Origin of the sequence: Micavibrio aeruginosavorus ARL-13, assembly GCF_000226315.1 — a bacterium.
GTDB lineage: Bacteria > Pseudomonadota > Alphaproteobacteria > Micavibrionales > Micavibrionaceae > Micavibrio > Micavibrio aeruginosavorus_B.
Genome location: NC_016026.1, coordinates 1821341 through 1839965, shown reverse-complemented (window position 1 = coordinate 1839965; position 18625 = coordinate 1821341). Strand labels below are relative to the sequence as shown.

Annotated in this window: 23 protein-coding genes; 15 read left to right on the top strand and 8 right to left on the bottom strand. The window is 56.2% G+C overall.

Annotated features, from left to right (window positions below; genetic code table 11):
• Nucleotides 1-212 precede the first annotated feature (212 nt).
• Nucleotides 213-533, bottom strand: coding sequence for a DUF1476 domain-containing protein (locus MICA_RS08795; protein WP_014103391.1), 321 nt, complete (start codon nt 531-533; stop codon nt 213-215).
• 122 nt (nt 534-655) lie between these two features.
• On the opposite strand from MICA_RS08795, the gene purC reads away from it, so the two are divergent.
• Both purC and MICA_RS08785 read left to right on the top strand, forming a co-directional pair.
• Nucleotides 656-1543, top strand: coding sequence for a phosphoribosylaminoimidazolesuccinocarboxamide synthase (purC, locus tag MICA_RS08790; RefSeq protein WP_014103390.1), 888 nt, complete (start codon nt 656-658; stop codon nt 1541-1543).
• Nucleotides 1544-1576: 33 nt separating this feature from the next.
• On the top strand, nt 1577-2476 hold the full coding sequence (locus tag MICA_RS08785) for an HAD family hydrolase (protein ID WP_014103389.1): 900 nt from the start codon (nt 1577-1579) through the stop codon (nt 2474-2476).
• A 2-nt stretch (nt 2477-2478) separates the two neighbouring features.
• On the opposite strand, the gene MICA_RS08780 is transcribed toward MICA_RS08785, so the two are convergent.
• From MICA_RS08780 to MICA_RS08755, 6 genes are all read right to left on the bottom strand, one after another.
• Nucleotides 2479-3237, bottom strand: coding sequence for an NAD kinase (locus MICA_RS08780; protein ID WP_014103388.1), 759 nt, complete (start codon nt 3235-3237; stop codon nt 2479-2481).
• Nucleotides 3237-3923 (bottom strand): orotate phosphoribosyltransferase, encoded by a 687-nt coding sequence (locus MICA_RS08775; protein WP_014103387.1) that lies wholly within the window; start codon nt 3921-3923, stop codon nt 3237-3239. Before MICA_RS08775 ends, MICA_RS08780 begins: the two co-directional genes overlap by 1 nt.
• 14 nt (nt 3924-3937) lie before the next feature.
• A complete protein-coding gene (locus tag MICA_RS08770; RefSeq protein WP_014103386.1) occupies nt 3938-4183 on the bottom strand; it encodes a hypothetical protein in 246 nt (81 codons plus the stop codon).
• A 158-nt stretch (nt 4184-4341) separates the two neighbouring features.
• Nucleotides 4342-5319, bottom strand: coding sequence for an adenosine kinase (locus MICA_RS08765; protein WP_014103385.1), 978 nt, complete (start codon nt 5317-5319; stop codon nt 4342-4344).
• A gap of 4 nt (nt 5320-5323) precedes the next feature.
• Nucleotides 5324-5845: a PH domain-containing protein gene (locus MICA_RS08760; RefSeq protein WP_014103384.1), complete on the bottom strand. Its 522-nt coding sequence runs from the start codon at nt 5843-5845 to the stop codon at nt 5324-5326.
• Between the two features lie 100 nt (nt 5846-5945).
• Nucleotides 5946-6590, bottom strand: coding sequence for a helix-turn-helix domain-containing protein (locus MICA_RS08755; protein WP_014103383.1), 645 nt, complete (start codon nt 6588-6590; stop codon nt 5946-5948).
• 176 nt (nt 6591-6766) lie between these two features.
• Here MICA_RS08755 and MICA_RS08750 point away from each other — a divergent pair, with 176 nt between their 5' ends.
• The 6 genes from MICA_RS08750 to MICA_RS08725 are packed head-to-tail and all read left to right on the top strand — an operon-like array spanning nt 6767 to nt 10545.
• Nucleotides 6767-7207, top strand: coding sequence for a hypothetical protein (locus MICA_RS08750; protein ID WP_049782126.1), 441 nt, complete (start codon nt 6767-6769; stop codon nt 7205-7207).
• On the top strand, nt 7204-7602 hold the full coding sequence (locus MICA_RS08745) for a hypothetical protein (protein ID WP_014103381.1): 399 nt from the start codon (nt 7204-7206) through the stop codon (nt 7600-7602). The genes MICA_RS08750 and MICA_RS08745 overlap by 4 nt, the downstream gene beginning before the upstream one ends.
• Nucleotides 7603-7638: 36 nt before the next feature.
• The gene (locus tag MICA_RS08740) at nt 7639-7905 is read left to right on the top strand and encodes a hypothetical protein (protein ID WP_014103380.1); all 267 of its coding nucleotides are present in this window, start codon (nt 7639-7641) and stop codon (nt 7903-7905) included.
• Complete coding sequence (locus tag MICA_RS08735) at nt 7905-9509, top strand: portal protein (protein ID WP_014103379.1); 1605 nt, start codon at nt 7905-7907, stop codon at nt 9507-9509. The genes MICA_RS08740 and MICA_RS08735 overlap by 1 nt, the downstream gene beginning before the upstream one ends.
• Nucleotides 9469-9735, top strand: coding sequence for a Bbp19 family protein (locus MICA_RS08730; RefSeq protein ID WP_236619888.1), 267 nt, complete (start codon nt 9469-9471; stop codon nt 9733-9735). The genes MICA_RS08735 and MICA_RS08730 overlap by 41 nt, the downstream gene beginning before the upstream one ends.
• A 33-nt stretch (nt 9736-9768) precedes the next feature.
• On the top strand, nt 9769-10545 hold the full coding sequence (locus MICA_RS08725; protein ID WP_014103377.1) for a capsid assembly protein: 777 nt from the start codon (nt 9769-9771) through the stop codon (nt 10543-10545).
• A 100-nt stretch (nt 10546-10645) separates the two neighbouring features.
• Here the strand turns inward: MICA_RS08725 and MICA_RS08720 are convergent, their stop codons facing one another.
• Nucleotides 10646-11029, bottom strand: coding sequence for a PilZ domain-containing protein (locus tag MICA_RS08720; RefSeq protein WP_014103376.1), 384 nt, complete (start codon nt 11027-11029; stop codon nt 10646-10648).
• A gap of 497 nt (nt 11030-11526) precedes the next feature.
• Here MICA_RS08720 and MICA_RS08715 point away from each other — a divergent pair, with 497 nt between their 5' ends.
• The 7 genes from MICA_RS08715 to MICA_RS08685 all read left to right on the top strand — a co-directional run bounded on the left by MICA_RS08715 (nt 11527) and on the right by MICA_RS08685 (nt 18623).
• On the top strand, nt 11527-12354 hold the full coding sequence (locus tag MICA_RS08715) for a phage capsid protein (RefSeq protein WP_014103375.1): 828 nt from the start codon (nt 11527-11529) through the stop codon (nt 12352-12354).
• Nucleotides 12355-12390: 36 nt separating this feature from the next.
• Complete coding sequence (locus tag MICA_RS08710) at nt 12391-12636, top strand: hypothetical protein (protein WP_014103374.1); 246 nt, start codon at nt 12391-12393, stop codon at nt 12634-12636.
• Nucleotides 12637-12852: 216 nt separating this feature from the next.
• The gene (locus MICA_RS08705) at nt 12853-13425 is read left to right on the top strand and encodes a hypothetical protein (RefSeq protein WP_014103373.1); all 573 of its coding nucleotides are present in this window, start codon (nt 12853-12855) and stop codon (nt 13423-13425) included.
• The gene (locus MICA_RS08700; RefSeq protein ID WP_014103372.1) at nt 13422-15323 is read left to right on the top strand and encodes a hypothetical protein; all 1902 of its coding nucleotides are present in this window, start codon (nt 13422-13424) and stop codon (nt 15321-15323) included. Before MICA_RS08705 ends, MICA_RS08700 begins: the two co-directional genes overlap by 4 nt.
• A complete protein-coding gene (locus tag MICA_RS08695; RefSeq protein ID WP_014103371.1) occupies nt 15323-15844 on the top strand; it encodes a hypothetical protein in 522 nt (173 codons plus the stop codon). Before MICA_RS08700 ends, MICA_RS08695 begins: the two co-directional genes overlap by 1 nt.
• A 166-nt stretch (nt 15845-16010) precedes the next feature.
• The gene (locus MICA_RS12465; RefSeq protein WP_014103370.1) at nt 16011-16517 is read left to right on the top strand and encodes a septal ring lytic transglycosylase RlpA family protein; all 507 of its coding nucleotides are present in this window, start codon (nt 16011-16013) and stop codon (nt 16515-16517) included.
• A gap of 78 nt (nt 16518-16595) precedes the next feature.
• Entirely contained in the window at nt 16596-18623 is a 2028-nt protein-coding gene (locus MICA_RS08685) for a glycosyl hydrolase family 28-related protein (RefSeq protein ID WP_014103369.1), read from the top strand.
• Nucleotides 18624-18625: the final 2 nt, after the last annotated feature.

Below are 18625 nucleotides of genomic sequence, written 5' to 3'. Positions count from 1 at the left end.
GGCTAACAATTCTCCCATACCAAATTTGAAGAGGTGGTCACGCCCTGTGCAAAAGTCCGCGACAGAGACTTCCCACAGGCGCACGTTCGAAGGTTACGGGTCCGATTAAGAGACCCAGCCGCGAGTTGGACTAGGGAACACAAAACAAAAAAATTGAATATAAAAACGTCCCCGTTTTACGGGGCTTTTTTAATCGGTCACCCGGTTTGGGGTTATTCCGCCATGATCTGTTCTTTGGCCGTTTGGGCGAACTGGTCCAGCATCGTGTCCAGCATGTGGTCGGAAATATCCAGCCCCTTGGCATCAATATCCGGGCGGACCTTGCGTTTCACATCGTCAAATCCGGCTTCTTCCAGGTTGGCGGCGACGACTTCGCCGGCATAGGTGGTGGCATCGGCACCGTTCAGGCCCAGCTGTTCCGCAACCCACAGGCCAAACAGCTTGCAGGTGCGGGCTTCGACCCGGAAGCGCAGGCCTTCGTCATGGGCGAATTTGTTTTCAAAAGCGTCCTTGCGGTCATTAAAGCTCGACATACTGTCCGGTCCTCTTGGTCGGGGTTAAAAATGCGAATTTCGGCCCAAATCTAGCATTTGAAAGCCGCTGAATCCATGGTTATATAGGGGCCTTATCGACCCCATTCTGTAAAGTTGTGCCCATGATGTGGAACAAAGACCCGCGGACGTCAAGACGTCGCGTGATTTATGAAGGCGCGGCCAAGATCATCTATGAAGGACCGGAGCCGGGAACGGTGATCCAGTATTTCAAGGATGACGCCAGCGCGTTCAACAATTCGAAAAAAGCCGTGATCGCGGGCAAGGGCGTGTTGAACAACCGCATTTCCGCGCATTTGATGACGCGTCTGGAAACGATCGGCATTCCGACCCATTTCCTGAAATCCGTCAATATGCGCGAACAGCTGGTGCGCCAGCTGGACATGATCCCGTTGTCGGTTGTTGTACGGAACATTGCCGCCGGTCCGGTGTGCCAGCGCCTGGGTGTGAAAGAGGGGACAATCCTGCCCCGCCCGGTGGTGGAATTTTATTACAAGAAGGCCGAAAGCGGCGACGCGTTGGTGAACGAAGACCACATCATCGCGTTCAACTGGCTCGACCCGTATGAGCTGGACGAGCTGCTGGCCATGGCATGGCGGATCAATGATTATTTGAACGGCCTGTTCACCGGGGTTGGTTTGCGTCTGGTCGATTTCAAATTGGAATTTGGTCGCATGCACGGCGAATTCGGGGAATTGTATCTGTTCTTGGCCGATGAAATTTCACCGGATAATTGCCGTCTGTGGGATGCGCAAACGGGTGAGAAGCTGGACAAGGATCGTTTCCGCCATGATCTGGGCGGTGTGATCGAAGCGTATCAGGATGTTGCCAAACGTCTGGGCCTGGTGCCGCAGACGGGCATTATTGATGGCGGCAACATCAACGAACAATTGGCGGCCTCATTGGCCACGATTGAAAATGATCTGGGGCAGGAACGCCAATTGCGATCCATCCCCAAAGGTCCAACGCCGGGAAAACCGCGCAAGGCCTAATTAAACGGGCTTCATTGAACAGGGTATAAGACAATGGATATAAAAACATTGGTTGATCGCGTTTCCACCGCAATCCGTGCGGGCGAGCGTGTGCAGATTTTCAGCGATTTTGATGACACGTTGTGCCAGTCCGGCAATGACCCGTTGCGGGCCAAGATTGATCGCAATGCGTTGGTGGGGATTCGGTCGCTGATCAATCATCCGAACGTGTCCTTTACAATGATTACCGGGCGGTCGGCGGCAAATATGCTGGCCCGCTTGCCCGTTTCGCAAACAAAACCGCCATTCCACATCATGGGCAGTCATGGAACGGAATTGATGCGAGCCGGTGGCACTGTCATCGAAAAACTGCCTTTGCCGACCGGGGCCGATTACATCATTGAACAGTTTAACAAGGTGGCGGGGGCGCTGGGTGCGCTGACGCCGGGGCTGATCGTGCATTACAAACACGGATGCGTGAATATTGATGCGCGCAACATGATTGACAAAAATCCGCAAGCGCGCGCCGCCATTCTGGCCGAGGCGCGTGGCGCGTTTGAGGTCATCCTGCAATCACCCCATCATCCGGTGGTGAATGGTGAAAAAATATTTGTGATCCACAGCGATACGGAACATGACGTGACGGTGTTGTCCGAAGTGTTCAACAAGGGCTATGCGATTGATAACGCCGATTATGTGGATCGCAACGCTCTGACCATCTTTATGGGGGATAGCCTGTCCCCCGGCGGCAATGACCGCGCGGCGGCGTTGCTGGTCAGTGATGCGCAAAAATTCCCGCAAGGTGTGGTGATTCAGGTGCGCAATGGTCGCGCCCCGGATATCAAACGCACCGCAACGCAAGGTGGGGCGGATATTATCCTGAACCATCCATCGGAAACGGGATTGTTCCTGCTGCACACGGCCCGCGCGGCAAAGGCGCAACCGAGGCCATAAGCTTAGGGTTCGAATTGTTCCCGCAAAATCCGTTCATCCAGCATATGGTCGGAATCGTACAGGATTGTGAACGGGGTGGTGTTGTCCTGAACAATGTCCACCTGCACCACGTCGCGCATTTCTGTGTAATCGGCGGTGGCGCTGACCGGGCGTTTTTCGGCTTCCAGAATTTCAAAGCGGACTTTGGTGTGGCTGGGCAGCAGGGCCCCGCGCCAGCGGCGTGGGCGGAACGCGCTGATTGGTGTTAAGGCCAGTACATTGGCCGACATTGGAATAATCGGCCCGTGGGCGGAAAAATTATACGCGGTTGATCCGGCGGGTGTGGACACCAGGACGCCGTCACAGATCAGTTCCGGCAATCGTTCAACGCCATCCAGCGCAATGCCGATTTTCGCGGCCTGACGGCTTTGACGGAGCAAGGAGACTTCGTTAAACGCCAGCGCCTCGACCGTGCGGCCGTTTTTGTCCTTTGCGATCATTTTCAATGGGTACAGCGTAATGGCGCGTGCGCCCTGCAACCGGTCCAGCAGATTGTCGGGGCGATAGGGGTTGAGCAGAAAACCAACCGACCCACGGTTCATGCCATAAACCGGCTTGTTGTGCTTCAGCGTTTTATGCACGGTTTCCAACAACGTGCCATCACCGCCCAGAACGACGATGACATCCGCATCCGCCACACCGGTTTGGCCATGGGCCGCGGTTAAGGTGCGGATCGCATCCTGTGCTTCATCGGTGTCGTTGGCTGTAAAATGAATCCGCATCAATGGGAAATTCCTTCTTTCACTTGGCCGCCATGGGCGTTGGACCAATCTTCCGGCGCGTGCAGGAATTTTTCAACTTCATCCAGCGTGGCGGTGTCAAAATAATTACGTTCCCGCGCCACGGCCAAAACATCCCAGAACGTGGTCAGCGCGTGCAGCGTCACGCCCATGGCTTTCATGTTGGCTTCGCTGGACGGGAAGATGCCGTAATGGAAAATGACGAAGGAATGATTGATCTGTGCCCCGGCGGCGCGCAGCGCGTCAATAAAGACCTTTTTGCTGGCGCCATCGCTTTGCATGTCTTCGACCAGAATGGCTTCTGCGCCTTCTTGGTCCATGCAGCCCTCGATCTGGGCCATGCGGCCAAAGCCCTTGGGCTTTTTACGGACATACAGCATCGGTTTGTTCAACCGTTCGGCAATAAACGCGGCGTAGGGAATGCCCGCCGTTTCACCGCCGGCGATATAGTCAACGTTTGGGCATTGGCTGCGGATAATATCGGCGCCAAAATCCATCAATTGCGTGCGCTCCGCCGGGAAGGCGATCAAGCGGCGGCAATCGGTGTACACCGGGCTGGCGCGACCGGATGTGAAGATGAAAGGATGTTCGACGTTGAACAAAACGCTTTTGGTATCCAGCAAGATTTGCGCGGCAATCTTTGCGATCTCTTTACGGTCTGTGCTCATGTCTTGGCCTGTGTTTAAAAAACGTCCCATGACTTTAACCGAACCAGCCGCGCGTGCAAGGCGGCGATCCGTGCATACAGGGTTTTCAACGGTTGATCGGATGGGTTTGTCCGGCGCAATTGCCGCAGCCGGGTAAAGTGGTCGAATAAATCCGCGGCCAAGGCGGGTGGCGGGCCATAGAGCGCGGGCGGGGCTGCGCGGGTGCGTAAAGGGTGCGGCATCGGCCCATCATAGCGGGCGTTGGTTTCGGGCGAAAACATAGAAATAGGATAATATTCCTTTTCACAAAGGTCAATCTATTCGTGCTTTTCTCTTTCTGGCATCCCCGTGTAAACGGGGATCCATGGATTCCCGCTTTCGCGGGAATGCTTCTGTGGTGTGTGGTGGTGCCGACTACGCCGCAAGCGGTGTCGTTGATTTAGGCCGCAAGCGGTCGGGCGCCCGGCTGGCGCAGGATTTCGGTGGCGTGCTGCATGCCTTGGGCACAGCAGGCTTCCAGATCCATGCCTTCGACCAGACCAGCGATAAACCCGGCGGAAAACTGGTCGCCCGCGCCGACCGTATCGACGATGTCGGCGGGTTTCAGGTGGACGACGGACGGGATGCGCGAAATTGCGTCCTTATGGATCAGGGTGACGCCGCGATCACCCATGGTGATGACGCAGGATTGGCCAGAGGCCAGCGCGGCGCTCTCCATCGCCTCGATCGTGTCGGCGTTGAACAGGACCTTCATCTCTTCATGGTTGCCAACGATAAAGGCCAGACGGTCCCCCATCAGCGCGGTGATCAGGTCGCGATGGTGGCCGGTGACTTCGGTGTCGACCAGATTGAGGATGATGCGTGCATCATCCGCCGCATATTTATCCAGAACGGCATGAACCATTGACGGCTTATCCGTTCCGGCGGTCATGCGGAACATATTGGTTTCGATATAGACGATCAGCGGGCGCGTGGTGTCGCGATCCGGCAGCGTGTTTTCAGGCAGGAACCAGCTGGCCATATCGGTGGCCAGAACGAAGCTGCGTTCTTTATCCGGTGTGATCAATGTAATGCACAACGATGTGTGTTTTTTCACATCCGTCACCGGGTGATAGGCAACGTTGTACGATTTAAAACCGTTGCGGAAAATATCGCCGTAAAAATCGGTGCCAATCATGCCGCAGAAGGTGGTGTCGACATCTTCCAGACCTAAACCACAGGCCGTATTCGCCGCGCATCCGCCGGGCAGATAGAACGGACGGTTCAGATAGCCCATCAGGTTGAGGAGGGCGTCGCTGCTCAACACCGTGGTCGTGCCCTTGTCCAGACTGTGGCGTTCCAGAAATGAATCATCAACATGCGCGATGACATCAACATTGCAAACGCCAATACAAAGAGCAGCGGGGGTATGCGACATAGGTTTACGCGTCCTGATTTTTCATTTGCGCGTCATCGCGCGCATTCAATTGGTGTTCCAATGCCGCGCGGAATTGGTCCGCGTTGGCGATAAAGGGGATCATCATCACGCGGTTACCCGTACCGGTCACAACAACGCTGGCATAACCCAGCAAGCGGCCCATGATGGTGCGGGCCAGTTGGACGCTTTCGATGCGGTTCATCTGCACCTGCACGGTGTCCAGGTTGATGATGCCGAAGCGGATGATGACGTTTTTGTTGGTCAGGGCCAGCAACAAATAATGCTTGGTCAGCGCGGCATAGATCAATGTCAACGCCGTAATGATCAGCATGAAAACGCCCAGATTAAACACGGTCAGCAGCAGGATAAGGCTCAAGCCCCCCAAGGCGGCGGCCTTCCAGTAAATGCCGTAATGGATCTGGCCCATCAGGGTCAGGGTCTCACCATCGCGCAACAGGGTGCGGACGTACAGATCGCTGCGGCTTTCCTGGTTCACCGGGCGTGTGTTTTTCCTGACTTCGGTCATGGCGATGCTCTCTCCACTCTCGGGTTTCGCATGGTTTAAAGGGTTTTATTCTGGCGGGCAAGCCCGCGTGTACTCTTATATAGAGAGTAGGGGCTTACGCTTATTGGGTGGCCAGTACGATGCGGCCAATCCATGCTGTGTCGGCGGCGGTTATCGTTTTCTGCTCGTTGCCGGGCAAGGTTAAGTCCCAGCCGTTTTTCTGAACGGTCTTGACCACGCCACACACCAGCCCATCGCGGCGGGAGAACAGCAAAACGCGGTCCCCGGCGGTCATTTCACAATCGGCATCAATCAGCAGGTCCGCCCCTTTGCGGAACAACGGTTCAAACCGTTTGTCATCAATATGGGTCGCAAAACAGGCCGGGCCATAGTGCGCGGCGGATGCGGCGATCCGGGCTGGCGCGATTTTGTCCTTGTCTTTATTGCCTTTTTCGCGCGTCCCGGTGGGGTTGCGTCCGCCGGCCAGCGTGGCCAGATCCAGCAACGGTACGCTGGCGGCGGCCTTGCCTGTGGCTTCGATCCCCCCCATCGACAGGAAATCCCCGACGGCGCAGGCCGTGACGGACAGGATTTTGGCGATGGATTCAGTCGATGGCCAGCGCGGCTTGCCGCTGGGGCTGACGCGCTTGCTGCGGTTAAAGGATGTCGGGTCGAGCCCGGCCTGACGAGCCAATCCCGATGCGGAATAGCCCCGGTCTTTGGCCAGGCGGTCGATAGCGGTCCAGATTTGATCGTGGGTAAACATAGGAGAATAATCCCATCATATTTTTCGCCCGTAAACCAAAAAAGAAAGGAACGTTTTCCTATTTTGGGCTTGACAGGGCAAAGTTTCTCCGTCATAAAGAACAAAATGAGAACAAAGCGGTATGGGGCCGTGCATTGTTTGAGAACATTATACGAACCTTTGTGTGGAGTAAAGGCATGGCGAGAGACCGATATATCCCGAACCCCGTCACAATCGCAGCGGCGCAGCCCTTCGATTCGATGGACGCGCTCTGGTTCTGGTTCATGCAGGCACAGCAGGCGCGCATCGACGGCGCCAAATCCCTGCAGGGCGCTGGCCTGGTGGCCCGCCCGTGCGAACCGATCGATGTGCTGCGCGTTCTGGACCGTCTGCACCGCAACCGTTCCTTAAGCATGGATCACATGCTGGTCCTGCGCCATTACGGGCTGCGTATGCTGCCGCCCGATCCGCGCCGCGCGCAGGAACAGCGCGCCCACCGTCTGTGGACCGAAGCCATGGCGGTGATGGAACAACCGTTTATTGACAAGGGAATTTTAAGCCCGCGCGCCGACATGGTGCGGTTTTGGGGTGGGTCCGTTGTCGTTCCCATGCATGTATTACAGGAGGCCGCAGAATGAGCATGATGTCCAAATTTTCCAATTCGTCGTCCAACCGTCAAAACGCATGGGTGGTGTTCACCGGGGAAACGGATTTGCCGTGGTTGCGCTTCCTGCGCCCTGGGTTCCGCCATTGCTTCGTTTTGTTGAATGACGGGCGGCACTGGCTGTCGTGCGATCCGCTGGCCAACAAAACCGAAATCACCGTGCATCATGTTCCGGCGGATTTCGATTTGCCGGCGTGGTTGGCGGGGCGGGGGCAACGCGTGGTGCCGACCACTGTGCGCCAGGCCCCGCGTCGCTGTGCGCCACCGATGCCGTTCACGTGCGTCGAAGCGGTGAAACGCATTCTCGGCCTGCATGACCGGTGGATTATGACGCCGTGGCAATTGTATCGCCATATCGCGACCGCCTGATTTTTTAAACCAACATTGTTATCGAAGGAGAACACGATGGGAAGCTTTGCTTCGCGTCCGAAGACGCCGTCTGTCCAATATGTCCCGGTCTATACACCGACCCCGACCACCACCACACCATCCCCATCGGCGGGGACGGATACCGGAACGACCACGCCGACCGATGATGAAACACGGTCCGCTCAACGCGCGGCCAGCCTGCTGGAGCGCGGGCGCGGACGGCTCAGCACGATTGCCACGGGTTTCCGCGGTTTGTTGTCCCAAGGGGACACCCCGCAACGCAAAACCTTGTTGGGAGAATAATGATGGTGGCGAATTTTGTTCTGGATGCCGCGAAACCGGATACGGCGATGGATGCAACGGCGCGTGATGCTTTGATGCAGCGTTTTAACGCGGCGAAATCACGCCGATCCCAATGGGAATCGCTGTGGCAGGATGCGTATGATTACGCCTTGCCGCAGCGTCAGGGTTTTGGCGGTGGCATTCGCCCCGGCGATACGCGCATGGATCGTCTTTATGATGCCACGGCGCTGGATTGTGTCGAACAATTGGCGGCCAGCCTGCTGGGCAATCTGACCCCGCCATGGACGCAATGGTTCGGTCTGAAACCCGGCCCGGATCTCAGCGCATCCGATGCCGAACGTCTGGCTCCGGCGCTGGAGAAAGCGGCACGGACGATTCAGGCGCATCTGGACCGCTCCAACTTCATCGTTGAAATTCATCAATGCTTCCTCGATTTGATCGTTGGCGGAACCGCGTGCCTGTTCGTGGAAGAATCCCCACCGGGATCGTTCTCCGCGTTCCGTTTTACGGCGGTGCCCTTGCACCAATTGGTGCTGGAGGAGGGGGCCGATGGTTATCTGAACGGCCTGTACCGCGAAGTGAACATGACATTGGCGCAATTGCGTGAACGCTATCCGCTGGCGGACTTGCCCGCCGATGTGATCCGCAGTGGTGAACGCGATGCCCAGGCCCGGTTCCCGGTTCTGGAATCCATCCTGCCTGACGGGCGCGGCGGATATGCATTACAGGCCACGCTACAATCTGCGGGCAGCAATGCCACAGTGTTGAAACAATCGCGCATGGCGGATACGCCGATGATTGCTTTCCGCTGGTTGAAATCGCCGGGGGAAATCTATGGCCGGTCACCGGTGATGAAATCACTGCCCGATATTAAGACCGCGAACAAGGTTGTCGAGCTGATCTTGAAAAATGCCACCATCGCCGTGACCGGGATCTGGCAGGCGGATGATGACGGCGTTCTCAACCCCGCCAACATCGAACTAAAACCCGGTGTGATTATTCCGAAAGCGGTGGGGTCGCAAGGGCTGAAGCCGCTGGAAATGCCGGGGCGGTTCGATATTTCGCAACTGGTTCTGGACGATCTGCGCGCGCGCATCCGTCACGCTTTGTTGACCGATCGCTTGGGGCAGATTTCCGATCGCCGTATGACCGCGACGGAAGTTCTGGAACGCTCCGGTGAAATGGCGCTGCTGCTGGGGGCGACCTATGGCCGGTTACAGACGGAATTGATGACGCCGCTGATCATGCGGGCCTTCGCCATCCTGCGTCGCCGGGGTGAAGTGCCGGATATCGCCATCGATGGCCGTCTGGTCACGCTGGATTACCGCTCGCCGCTCGCCCGGGCGCAGGGGCAACGTAACGTGCAGAACACGCTGAGTTGGTTGCAGGCTGTGCAGGCCATGGGGCCGGAGGCTCTGGCCGCTGTCAATCTGCCACAGGCCGCGCGATTCCTGGGCGATGCGCTGGGCGTGCCGTCCGACCTGATCCTGAACGACGTTCAACCGGCGTCGCAAGCCCAACCCACCCTTGATATGGAGATTTTGAACGATGAACTTCTTGCCAATGACGAAGCATCTGCCCGTGCCGCCGCATCTGTTTTCTAGAGGTGATGAGGCCCCGGCAATGACGCAACAGGATATCGACCGCCTGTTCGCGCGCTGTTTTTCCAGCGATGACGGGAAAAAAGTTCTGGCCCATCTGCAGGTGATGACATTCGCTCGCGCCCATGGTCCGGATATCAGCGACACGCATCTGCGCTATGCCGAGGGGCAGCGGGCATTGGTCGCCTCGGTCATGCGCATGGTCGATCGTGGCCGTTCAAGTCGTTAATTGAAAACTTTTAATGAAAGAAGGAGAAAGACAATGAGTGTTGATAATTTACTGACCCCCGAAGACGAATCCAAAATGGATGCGGAGAATGCAGGTGCGATGAACGCTTCTGTCACCGATCCTGCGCGTCCGGCGGGCCTGCCCGATAAATTCTGGGACGTCGAAAAACGCGCTGTGCGGGTTGAAGCGTTGGTGCAATCCTATCTGGCGTTGGAGAAAAAACTCTCCACCATGATCGCCCTGCCGGGCGAGGGCGAAGATCGCAGCCGTATCCACCGTGCGCTGGGCGTGCCGGATACACCGGATGCGTATAATGTGCGGTGCGACCACGGCCTGTTCACGGCGGATGCGGATTTGAACAAGCGTATGCATGAACGCGGCTTTACGCCGGATCAGGTGCAGATGGTTTACGATCTGGCCGCCGAGAAAATGGTGCCGATGATCCTGGAGATTGCCGAGGAGTTCAAGGCCGACCGCGAGGTTGACCGTTTGATCTCTGCCTTTGGTGGGCCGGAACGCTGGGCCGAAATTTCACGCCAGCTCTTGTCCTATGGCCGAAAAAACCTGCCGCCGGATGTGCTGAACAATCTGTCGTCCAGTTTCGAGGGCGTCATGGCACTGTATCGCATGATGCAGGGCGGCGAATCCGCGCTGGATCATGTGGGCGGCAAGGATGCATCTGGTCTGGCCCCGGATGAAAACGCCCTGCGGTCCATGATGCGTGACCCGAAATACTGGCGCGACCGTGATCCATCCACGATTGCGCAGGTCACCCAAGGGTTCCAGCGCATCTATGGTGGGACCGAATAAACGGAATATGGGCCGTTCTCTTTGCATGGGGGATGATTGGGCCCATAAAAAAATCCCCTCCGCCGTATGGTGGAGGGGATTTGATTATTTTAAAGGCCGATCAGATTTGCGAATTGGCGAATTCGGCGGCGACGTGGTCGTCGATTACTTGTTGGAACGCGCGGCGGATGGTCTGGCTCAGCGGTTCGAACTCAATCCCGACATGGTCGGCGGTTTTGCGAATGACGGTGCCGTGCACGTCGATATCAATGATCGTGTTGCGCAGTTTGAATTTCAAAACCATGTCGACGGTCTGATCAATCCCGAACAGGCGTTCATCGGCCATGATCTGCAATCCGCCGAAGCTCCAGTTTTCAACGGGGAAAATTTTCCCGTTCACGCTGGCGACACAACGGTCGGCGTGACGGCGGGGGTAGCGGCGGCGTGTTTCGGCGGCATCATTGCTGCCATTGGCGCGCAGGCCAGCGAGAAGGATATTCAGCATGCTCTAACTCTCCATCGGGCGCGCAAAAACACACGGGAGCGCGACCCTTTTGTACGGAATTTATTTCCGTAACGCGGTTAATATCAGACCTCTATTGCCGCATGCAAGAAAAAGACGGGCGGGAAGGATTGTTTGTTTTTTTATGCCCAATTCCAGTCTTTCACACCCTTATATAATTTTCAAAAAATAAATTGCCAGTTTTAAAAATAGAGATTGACAACTTAGGAATTTAATCCTAAATTAACTCCTGTCGACGCCCTCATTGCGTCCGCTGTCTGGGAATGCCCTTGGAAAAGGGTCCGGCTGCGGGACATGACGGCTTTGATCTCCCTTTGAAACTTCGTGGTGACGGACAACGGTGCGGTATGCGTGCCGCCCGTCGCCATGGTTTTTTTGGGTGTTCCCACCGGGTTTTCTTTTGTGGCCGTGACGAACGACAACCGCCCCCGGTTTCACAACGTGTTTTTCATCAACAACATACAGAACGAGGAAATGTCATGGCCACATCCATTGACCAGGCCTTTATCAAGCAATTCGAACGCGAAGTGCATGAATCCTACCAGCGTATGGGCTCCAAACTGCGGAACACCGTGCGCACCATCTCCAACGTCCAAGGTTCCAGCACCGTCTTCCAAAAAGTCGGCAAGGGCGTGGCGTCGACCAAATCCACCCACGGTATGGTTCCGGTGATGAACCTGTCCCATTCCACGGTGGAAACCACGTTGCAGGATTATTACGCCGGCGACTGGGTTGACCGTCTGGACGAACTGAAAACCAACATCGACGAACGTCAGGTTATCGCCAATGCCGGTGCTTATGCTCTGGGCCGTAAAACGGACGAGCTGATCATCAATGCCCTGGCCACGGCCAGCACCAACGTGGTGGCGGACGCAGGCGCCGGCATGTCGATTGCCAAAATTCTGGAGGCTTTCGAACAACTGGGCGAGGCCGATGTGCCGGATGATGGCGAGCGTTATGCGATTGTTGGTTACAAACAATGGAGCGAATTGCTGGCCACCGACGAATTCACCAGCGCCGATTATGTCGGCCCGGATGAATTGCCGTTCCGTGGGATTCAGGCAAAACGCTTCCTGGGGACGTTGTTTATTCCGCATTCCGGTTTGCCGATTGATGGCACGGGTGTGCGGTCCTGCTTCTGGTTCCACAAAACGGCCATCGGTCATGCGTCGGGTTCGGATGTTCAGACGGATATTACGTGGCACGGCGACCGTGCGGCGCACTTCGTCAACAACATGATGAGCCAGGGTGCATCCCTGATCGACGGTAACGGCGTTGTTGTCATCGAATGTGACGAAACCCCGTAATCGTCTGTGCAACCATAAAGAAGAAGGACAAAAACAATGGCTTTCAAAGCAAGTGATTTAAGCGTTCTGGCCTATGCCAATAATTTCACGTTGTGGCACTACACCACCGTGGATGCATCTGGTGTGGTTACCGGCGCTGGTTATTTCAACACGGCATCCGACATGATGCGCGTGAATGATCTGATCATCGCCAATCTTGATACCGACGGCACCCCTGCGACGAAATTTTATATCGTCACCGGGAACAGCGGCGGCGCCGTGACGATCGCGCTGTACAGCTAAGGCTGTGTAGCCGGTTGCCGTGATGGCGGGCTTGCGCGGATCCGCGTGGTAATCGACCATTTTGGTTCCTCTGGTCGGTTCATGCGTATGACGGGCGACGTCCATTGTCGTCGGTATCGGGCCACCCCGCCGGATTGTTTGTTTTTCATTCAATCCGGCGGGGCAGGGCCCCATTCTTTTACATTCCACATTCTATGATTGAAGGCAGGCTTTCAAATGGCTCTTTCCGATATTGCCCTGTGCAGCCGGGCGCTGATCCGCCTGGGCGCGGCACCGATTACATCGTTTCTGGATGGCACGGCCGAGGCCGATATTGCCGGGGCCTTGTTCGGGCCGGTTCGCGATGCGTTGCTTTCCGCCTATGGCTGGAGTTTTGCCACGGGGCAGGTGGTCCTGAACCCCGATGTGACTGCGCCTGCGGCGGATTATGCCCATGCGTTTCATTTACCGTCCGATTATTTACGGGCGTTATCCGCCGGAACGGCGGGGCGCGGACGCGGTTTGAATTACCGCATCGCCCGCGGGCGGTTGCAGGCCAATTCGGATTCGGTCCTGCTGACCTATATTTTCCGGCCGGAGGAAGAAGAATTTCCGCCCTATTTCGACGCGGCGCTGATCGCGCGGTTGAGTGCGGAATTCTGCATCCCCGTCACCGAAAACACATCCCGGGCCGAGGCGATGTTCCGTCTGGCCGACGGGGAATTCCAGCGCGCGCGCCAGATCGACGCGCAGCAGGACTCCCCCAACCGCATTGAAGATTTCAGCCTGATCGATGTGAGGAATTCATGAGCCGTATTCGCAACGTAAAAACCACTTTCACCGCCGGTGAAGTTTCGCGCAGCCTTCTGGGGCGTGGGGATTTGCGCGCCTATGATAACGGGGCGCTGTCTTTGACCAACGTATTCATTCAACCTACCGGCGGTGTAACCCGCCGGGCGGGGTTGCGCCATATTGATGTCGCGGCGGGGACGGGGCGTTTGATCGCGTTTGAGTTTAACACGGAACAAACCTATCTGTTGTGTCTGACCGACGGGCAATTGGATATTTATGCCGATGGCGGGTTTTTACAAAGCCTGTCCGCGCCGTGGGACGAGGACCAGATTGCCAATGTCGCCTGGACGCAGAGTGCGGATACGCTGCTGATCGTTCACCCGGATCTGACGCCCATGAAATTGGTGCGCGGAGCGGGCGGGGTTTTCAGCCTGAATGATTGGGCGTTCTTCGTTGACGATGACGGGGTGAAATTCCAACCTTATTATAAATATGCCGATGTTACGGTCACATTGACCCCATCGGCCACGACCGGGACCATCACCCTGACCGCATCGGCCAGCGTGTTTACCGAAGACCACGAAAACACTCGCCTGCGCGTGGCGGGGAAAGAGGTGAATATTACCACCTTTAACTCCCCCACTGTGGTGACGGTCAGTGTTATTGAAACATTGCCCAACACCAACGCGACCATTGATTGGATGGAGCAGGCCTTCAGCGCCGTGCGTGGGTATCCGGCCAATGTGGCGTTCCACCAGGATCGTCTGGTCCTGGGGGGCAGCCGTGATTTGCCCAATCGGTTGTGGTTTTCAAAATCTGGCGATTTGTTCAACTTTGACACGGGCACGGGTCTGGATGACGAGGCGATTGAATTTGCCATCCTGTCGGACCAAGTGAACGCCATTCGTGGCCTGTTTTCCGGCCGGCATTTGCAGGTTTTTACATCCGGTGCGGAATGGATGGTCACGGGTGATCCCTTGACGCCGACCAATGTGCAGTTGAAACGCCAGACCCGCATCGGGTCCTTGACCAACCGTCATGTGCCGCCGGTCAGTGTGGATGGCGCGACGTTGTTCATTGCCCGGAACAAGAAAGAGGTGCGGGAATTTATCTATACCGATATCGAACAGGCCTATCAGGCAACCGATCTGGCCTTGCTGTCTCGGCATTTAATTAACGATCCGATTGATCAGGATTTTGATGCCAACCGCCGTTTGTTGTTTATGGTGCGGGCGGATGGGAGGATTGCGACCCTGACCGTATATCGGGCCGAAGCCGTGGCGGCGTGGACCTTGCTGGAAACGGACGGGCATATCCTGTCCGTGGCCGTTGTGGGGGAGAATGTTTACGCGCTGGTCAACCGGGGCGAGGCCATTCATATCGAGGAATTTGACGATGAATTGTTTCTGGATGCCGCGTTGAATGGTGAATCAGAAACACCGACCGATACATGGGCGGGGCTGGATCATCTGGATGGACGCGAAGTGTCCATCGTAGCCGACGGCATTTTGCATGATCCGCGCACGGTGATTGACGGGGAAATCACGCTGGATGAACCGGCCAGTTCCGTCGTCATCGGTTTGCCCTATACACATATTGTTGAACCCTTGCCCCCATCCGCCGTGGCGGAGGCTGGGGCGGGGCGGGCGGTGCGTTTGATCGAGGCCATTTTTCGCCTGCAGGACACATCGGCTCTGCGGCTGGATGTGGGGCGGGGCCTGCGCGATATTCCGCTGCGTCATATCGGGGATATTGATCCGCCGGATGGGCCGCCGCCGCTGGTCAGCCGGGATGTATCGGTTCGGGCCATCGGGTGGAACACAACCGGGGCCAATCCGCTGTGGCGGATTGAACAATCAGCGGCTTTGCCGTTTACGCTTTTGTCTGTAACAACTGAAATGAAGGTGAATGATTAATGGGAACGCTTTCCTCCGCCGTTAAGGTTCTGGGCCAGTTCGGCAACATGGCCGGCAGCATCAGCTCGATTTACTCTGGCTATAACGCGGCCAAAACATTGCTGGGCGATTCCGATCAGAAGGACGCGCTGCGCCGGGAACAGGAATTGGCCATGCGTCAGTTGATTGAGGCCCAGAATGCCGGCCTGCAAAAAGCCGAAGAGCAGGCCGGGCTGGAGCGCGCAAAAATAACCGCCGATGCACAAAGCGCAGAAACGGCACGGCGCGCCGCATTGAAGCGCGCGATGGCACGACAGAAAGTACAATACGGTTCATCGGGATTGTCCGCGGTGGATGGATCGGGTGAAGCGGTTCTCCTCGGCATGTTTGAAGAGAGCGATCAGGAACGGCAGATGCGTGAGAGGCTTGATGGTCTGCGTAATCAGGCGATTGATCTGGATATTGCCGATCGCAACCGCATCAACGTTTTACAGCGCACACAGCTGCAGGAACGGCAAAAACTGGACACGATGCTGTTGTAACCCTTTGGATGGGGATAGGGGTTTAATATACGAAAACCCGCAGAAATTAACACTTTTCAACATGCGCTAACGCTTTGGAATACCATGCTTTTGACGGGTTAACTTGCGGCATTTGAGATAAATCATCTATAACACCGCCATCGTTAACAACAGCGAGCACGGAGTAATGATTTATCGACTGTTAGAAACTGTGAAAACAATCTGCACACATAAACGTTTTGCAATCGTTTTGCCGATTTGTTTTCTGATGCTGGGTATGCTGGCCGCCGGTGATGTTCTGGCCCAGAAATCCGAAAACACTGCTGGCTTCTGCCGTCCTGAAATTCAGGTTGGTACTGCACAGAATGGTGTAGCATCCTGGTATGGTCCTGGGTTCCATGGCCGTAAGACGTCCAGTGGCGAAATTTACAACATGAACGAGTTGACCGCCGCCCATCGCACCTTGCCGATGGATACAATGGTGAAAGTGACCAACAAGGATAATGGTGAAACCGTTATCGTTCGCATCAATGACCGTGGCCCGTATATTGGCAAACGCGTTATCGATCTGTCCCTGGCTGCCGCAAAGGCGCTGGATATGGATCATCAAGGTCTTGGCGATGTTGCCATTACCGTGATGTGCGAAAATAAAGGTCCGGTTGTTCCGGGGCAGAAGCCAGCGACGAACGCCTGAACCGTTTAAAACACGATTTTAAAAACCCGCCCTTTGTGGCGGGTTTTTTTGTGCCAAAAATTTGAGAAAGGACGACATATGCCCTCCGACCATATTAAAATTCCAGCCATTGAACCGATTGTCCGCAGCATCGCCGACGGGGTGCAGGATACATTCACCTATAATTTCCCCCTGTTCGCATCCGAAGACATGGTGGTATCGCTGAATGGGGCGGCACAGGCCTATGGCTTTACTGTCAACGGAGCGGGAAATACGGATGGTGGCACCGTGGTCTTTGATACGGCCCCGGCCAGCGGCGTGATCGTGACGCTAGAACGCCGTTTGCCGCTGGAACGTCTGACCGATTTTATTGAAGGGGGCGATTTTTCCGCCCGCGCCATCAACACGGAATTGGATATGCTGATGGCGGGTCTGCAGCAGGTGGACCGGATGCAGGGGCAGATGTTGCGCTATGGCGACCACGAAACGCCGGGCGACATCATCTTGCCTTCCCGCGCGCAACGGGCCAATCGGGCCTTGGGTTTTAACGAAGATGGTGACCCGATTGCCGTGTCGTTGGAAGGATCCATGGCCGCACCGGATTTTACCGCCACCGGCACGGGCGCAGAAACGCGCAGCAGTGCGGATAAGCTTGGTGATCTGGTATCGGTGAAGGATTTCGGGGCGGTGGGGGATGGGCTGGCGGATGACACGCTGGCTTTTCAAAACGCACTGGCTGCACATGATTATGTGTTTGTGCCATCCGGTACCTATTTGATCAGCAACACCGTGCAGGTGAAAAACCGTAAAAGCTTGATCGGGGCGGGGCAGAAATCGGTGATTCAAGCGATCAATAATAGTTTCGTCGCCGTGGAATGTCCGGCCGGGTACACGAATATTCAACATCTGCGGATTGAGGGTGGCAGTGTGGGGCTGCGCCTGATCGGGGTGGATGGGCCGTGTGTGCAAAACGCGGTGGCCGATGTCACCATCTGGCTGTCCACTATCGGTTTGCAACTGGATGGGGGCAGCGATACCAACAAGCCGTGTTACTGGAACAATTTCACCCGCGTTCTGGTGGCGCAGCCGGGCACGCATGGTATTCATCTGACCTTGTCGGGCGGGGGGGATACGCCGAATGCCAACCGGTTCCAATCCTGCCGCGTCTATTCGCTGGGCGCGGATATGACCGGGGCCGGGATTTATGTAGAACATGGGTCATTTAACAACAGTTTCGTTGATTGCGAAGCCAATGTGAAAGGCACGGCGGCGGCGTGTGTACGCATGGGGGCGGGCAGCAACAAAACATTGCTAGTCAATCTGTTCACGGAATCGAATAATGGTGTGCCAAACGTGCAGATTGATGCGGGATCGGAAGAAACGGCCATCATCAATTTATCGGCGCAGAGCGACGGGGCGGCGATTTATGATCTGTCCGGCGGGAATTACGACGCGGTCAATGCCGGGTGGCCGGATAAAAACCGCCTGCGTAAAACCAGTGTGACGGATTTGAAGGCCACATTGCTGCGCCATGATACGGAATTTATTGATACGCCGGGTACGACGCAGCTGGATTTGTCGCACTCCGTCCATCTGGTCAATGCCACGAGCGGGGCCATTCGCGTGGATTTGCCGAATGCCGGTGATGCGCCGGGGGTGGTGATGGTGGTCAAAAAACTGGATGACACATCCAACATCGTTACCATTGGTGAAGATGATGGCAATGGACCCGACGGGACGACACTGCAATTGGGCGGGCGGTATGATTATGCGGAAATGATTTCCAACGGCGCGGCCTGGTCGATCATTTCATCAAACCGCATGGCGGGAAACACCCGGTATTATGATGGGTCGGGGACGTATGACATTGATATGGCGGTGGATGTGTATCTGTTGTCCAGCTATGGCGGGGTGCTGACGGCCCGTTTGCCACCCGCCAATGCGGCCAAGGCCGTGGGGCGAAGCGTAACCATTAAAAAAGTCGATAGTTCCGCCAATGCCGTGATGGTGAGCGAACAGGGCGGATCAGGGCCGGACCAATACACGCAACCTTTATCCGGACAATATGACGCGATCACGGTCACATCGAACGGGTCGCAATGGTATATCGTGTCAAAATTCACCTAAGG

Bases quoted from the DNA above. Each gene is read 5' to 3' on its own strand.
- MICA_RS08770 (WP_014103386.1), bottom strand. From the start codon at position 4,183: ATGTTTTCGCCCGAAACCAACGCCCGCTATGATGGGCCGATGCCGCAC.
- MICA_RS08730 (WP_236619888.1), top strand. From the start codon at position 9,469: ATGACGAAGCATCTGCCCGTGCCGCCGCATCTGTTTTCTAGAGGTGAT.
- MICA_RS12465 (WP_014103370.1), top strand. From the start codon at position 16,011: ATGATTTATCGACTGTTAGAAACTGTGAAAACAATCTGCACACATAAA.
- purC (WP_014103390.1), top strand. From the start codon at position 656: ATGATGTGGAACAAAGACCCGCGGACGTCAAGACGTCGCGTGATTTAT.
- MICA_RS08760 (WP_014103384.1), bottom strand. From the start codon at position 5,845: ATGACCGAAGTCAGGAAAAACACACGCCCGGTGAACCAGGAAAGCCGC.
- MICA_RS08780 (WP_014103388.1), bottom strand. From the start codon at position 3,237: ATGCGGATTCATTTTACAGCCAACGACACCGATGAAGCACAGGATGCG.
- MICA_RS08745 (WP_014103381.1), top strand. From the start codon at position 7,204: ATGAGCATGATGTCCAAATTTTCCAATTCGTCGTCCAACCGTCAAAAC.
- MICA_RS08795 (WP_014103391.1), bottom strand. From the start codon at position 533: ATGTCGAGCTTTAATGACCGCAAGGACGCTTTTGAAAACAAATTCGCC.
- MICA_RS08710 (WP_014103374.1), top strand. From the start codon at position 12,391: ATGGCTTTCAAAGCAAGTGATTTAAGCGTTCTGGCCTATGCCAATAAT.
- MICA_RS08775 (WP_014103387.1), bottom strand. From the start codon at position 3,923: ATGAGCACAGACCGTAAAGAGATCGCAAAGATTGCCGCGCAAATCTTG.
- MICA_RS08725 (WP_014103377.1), top strand. From the start codon at position 9,769: ATGAGTGTTGATAATTTACTGACCCCCGAAGACGAATCCAAAATGGAT.
- MICA_RS08700 (WP_014103372.1), top strand. From the start codon at position 13,422: ATGAGCCGTATTCGCAACGTAAAAACCACTTTCACCGCCGGTGAAGTT.
- MICA_RS08695 (WP_014103371.1), top strand. From the start codon at position 15,323: ATGGGAACGCTTTCCTCCGCCGTTAAGGTTCTGGGCCAGTTCGGCAAC.
- MICA_RS08750 (WP_049782126.1), top strand. From the start codon at position 6,767: ATGGCGAGAGACCGATATATCCCGAACCCCGTCACAATCGCAGCGGCG.
- MICA_RS08720 (WP_014103376.1), bottom strand. From the start codon at position 11,029: ATGCTGAATATCCTTCTCGCTGGCCTGCGCGCCAATGGCAGCAATGAT.
- MICA_RS08705 (WP_014103373.1), top strand. From the start codon at position 12,853: ATGGCTCTTTCCGATATTGCCCTGTGCAGCCGGGCGCTGATCCGCCTG.
- MICA_RS08715 (WP_014103375.1), top strand. From the start codon at position 11,527: ATGGCCACATCCATTGACCAGGCCTTTATCAAGCAATTCGAACGCGAA.
- MICA_RS08755 (WP_014103383.1), bottom strand. From the start codon at position 6,590: ATGTTTACCCACGATCAAATCTGGACCGCTATCGACCGCCTGGCCAAA.
- MICA_RS08685 (WP_014103369.1), top strand. From the start codon at position 16,596: ATGCCCTCCGACCATATTAAAATTCCAGCCATTGAACCGATTGTCCGC.
- MICA_RS08765 (WP_014103385.1), bottom strand. From the start codon at position 5,319: ATGTCGCATACCCCCGCTGCTCTTTGTATTGGCGTTTGCAATGTTGAT.
- MICA_RS08785 (WP_014103389.1), top strand. From the start codon at position 1,577: ATGGATATAAAAACATTGGTTGATCGCGTTTCCACCGCAATCCGTGCG.
- MICA_RS08735 (WP_014103379.1), top strand. From the start codon at position 7,905: ATGATGGTGGCGAATTTTGTTCTGGATGCCGCGAAACCGGATACGGCG.
- MICA_RS08740 (WP_014103380.1), top strand. From the start codon at position 7,639: ATGGGAAGCTTTGCTTCGCGTCCGAAGACGCCGTCTGTCCAATATGTC.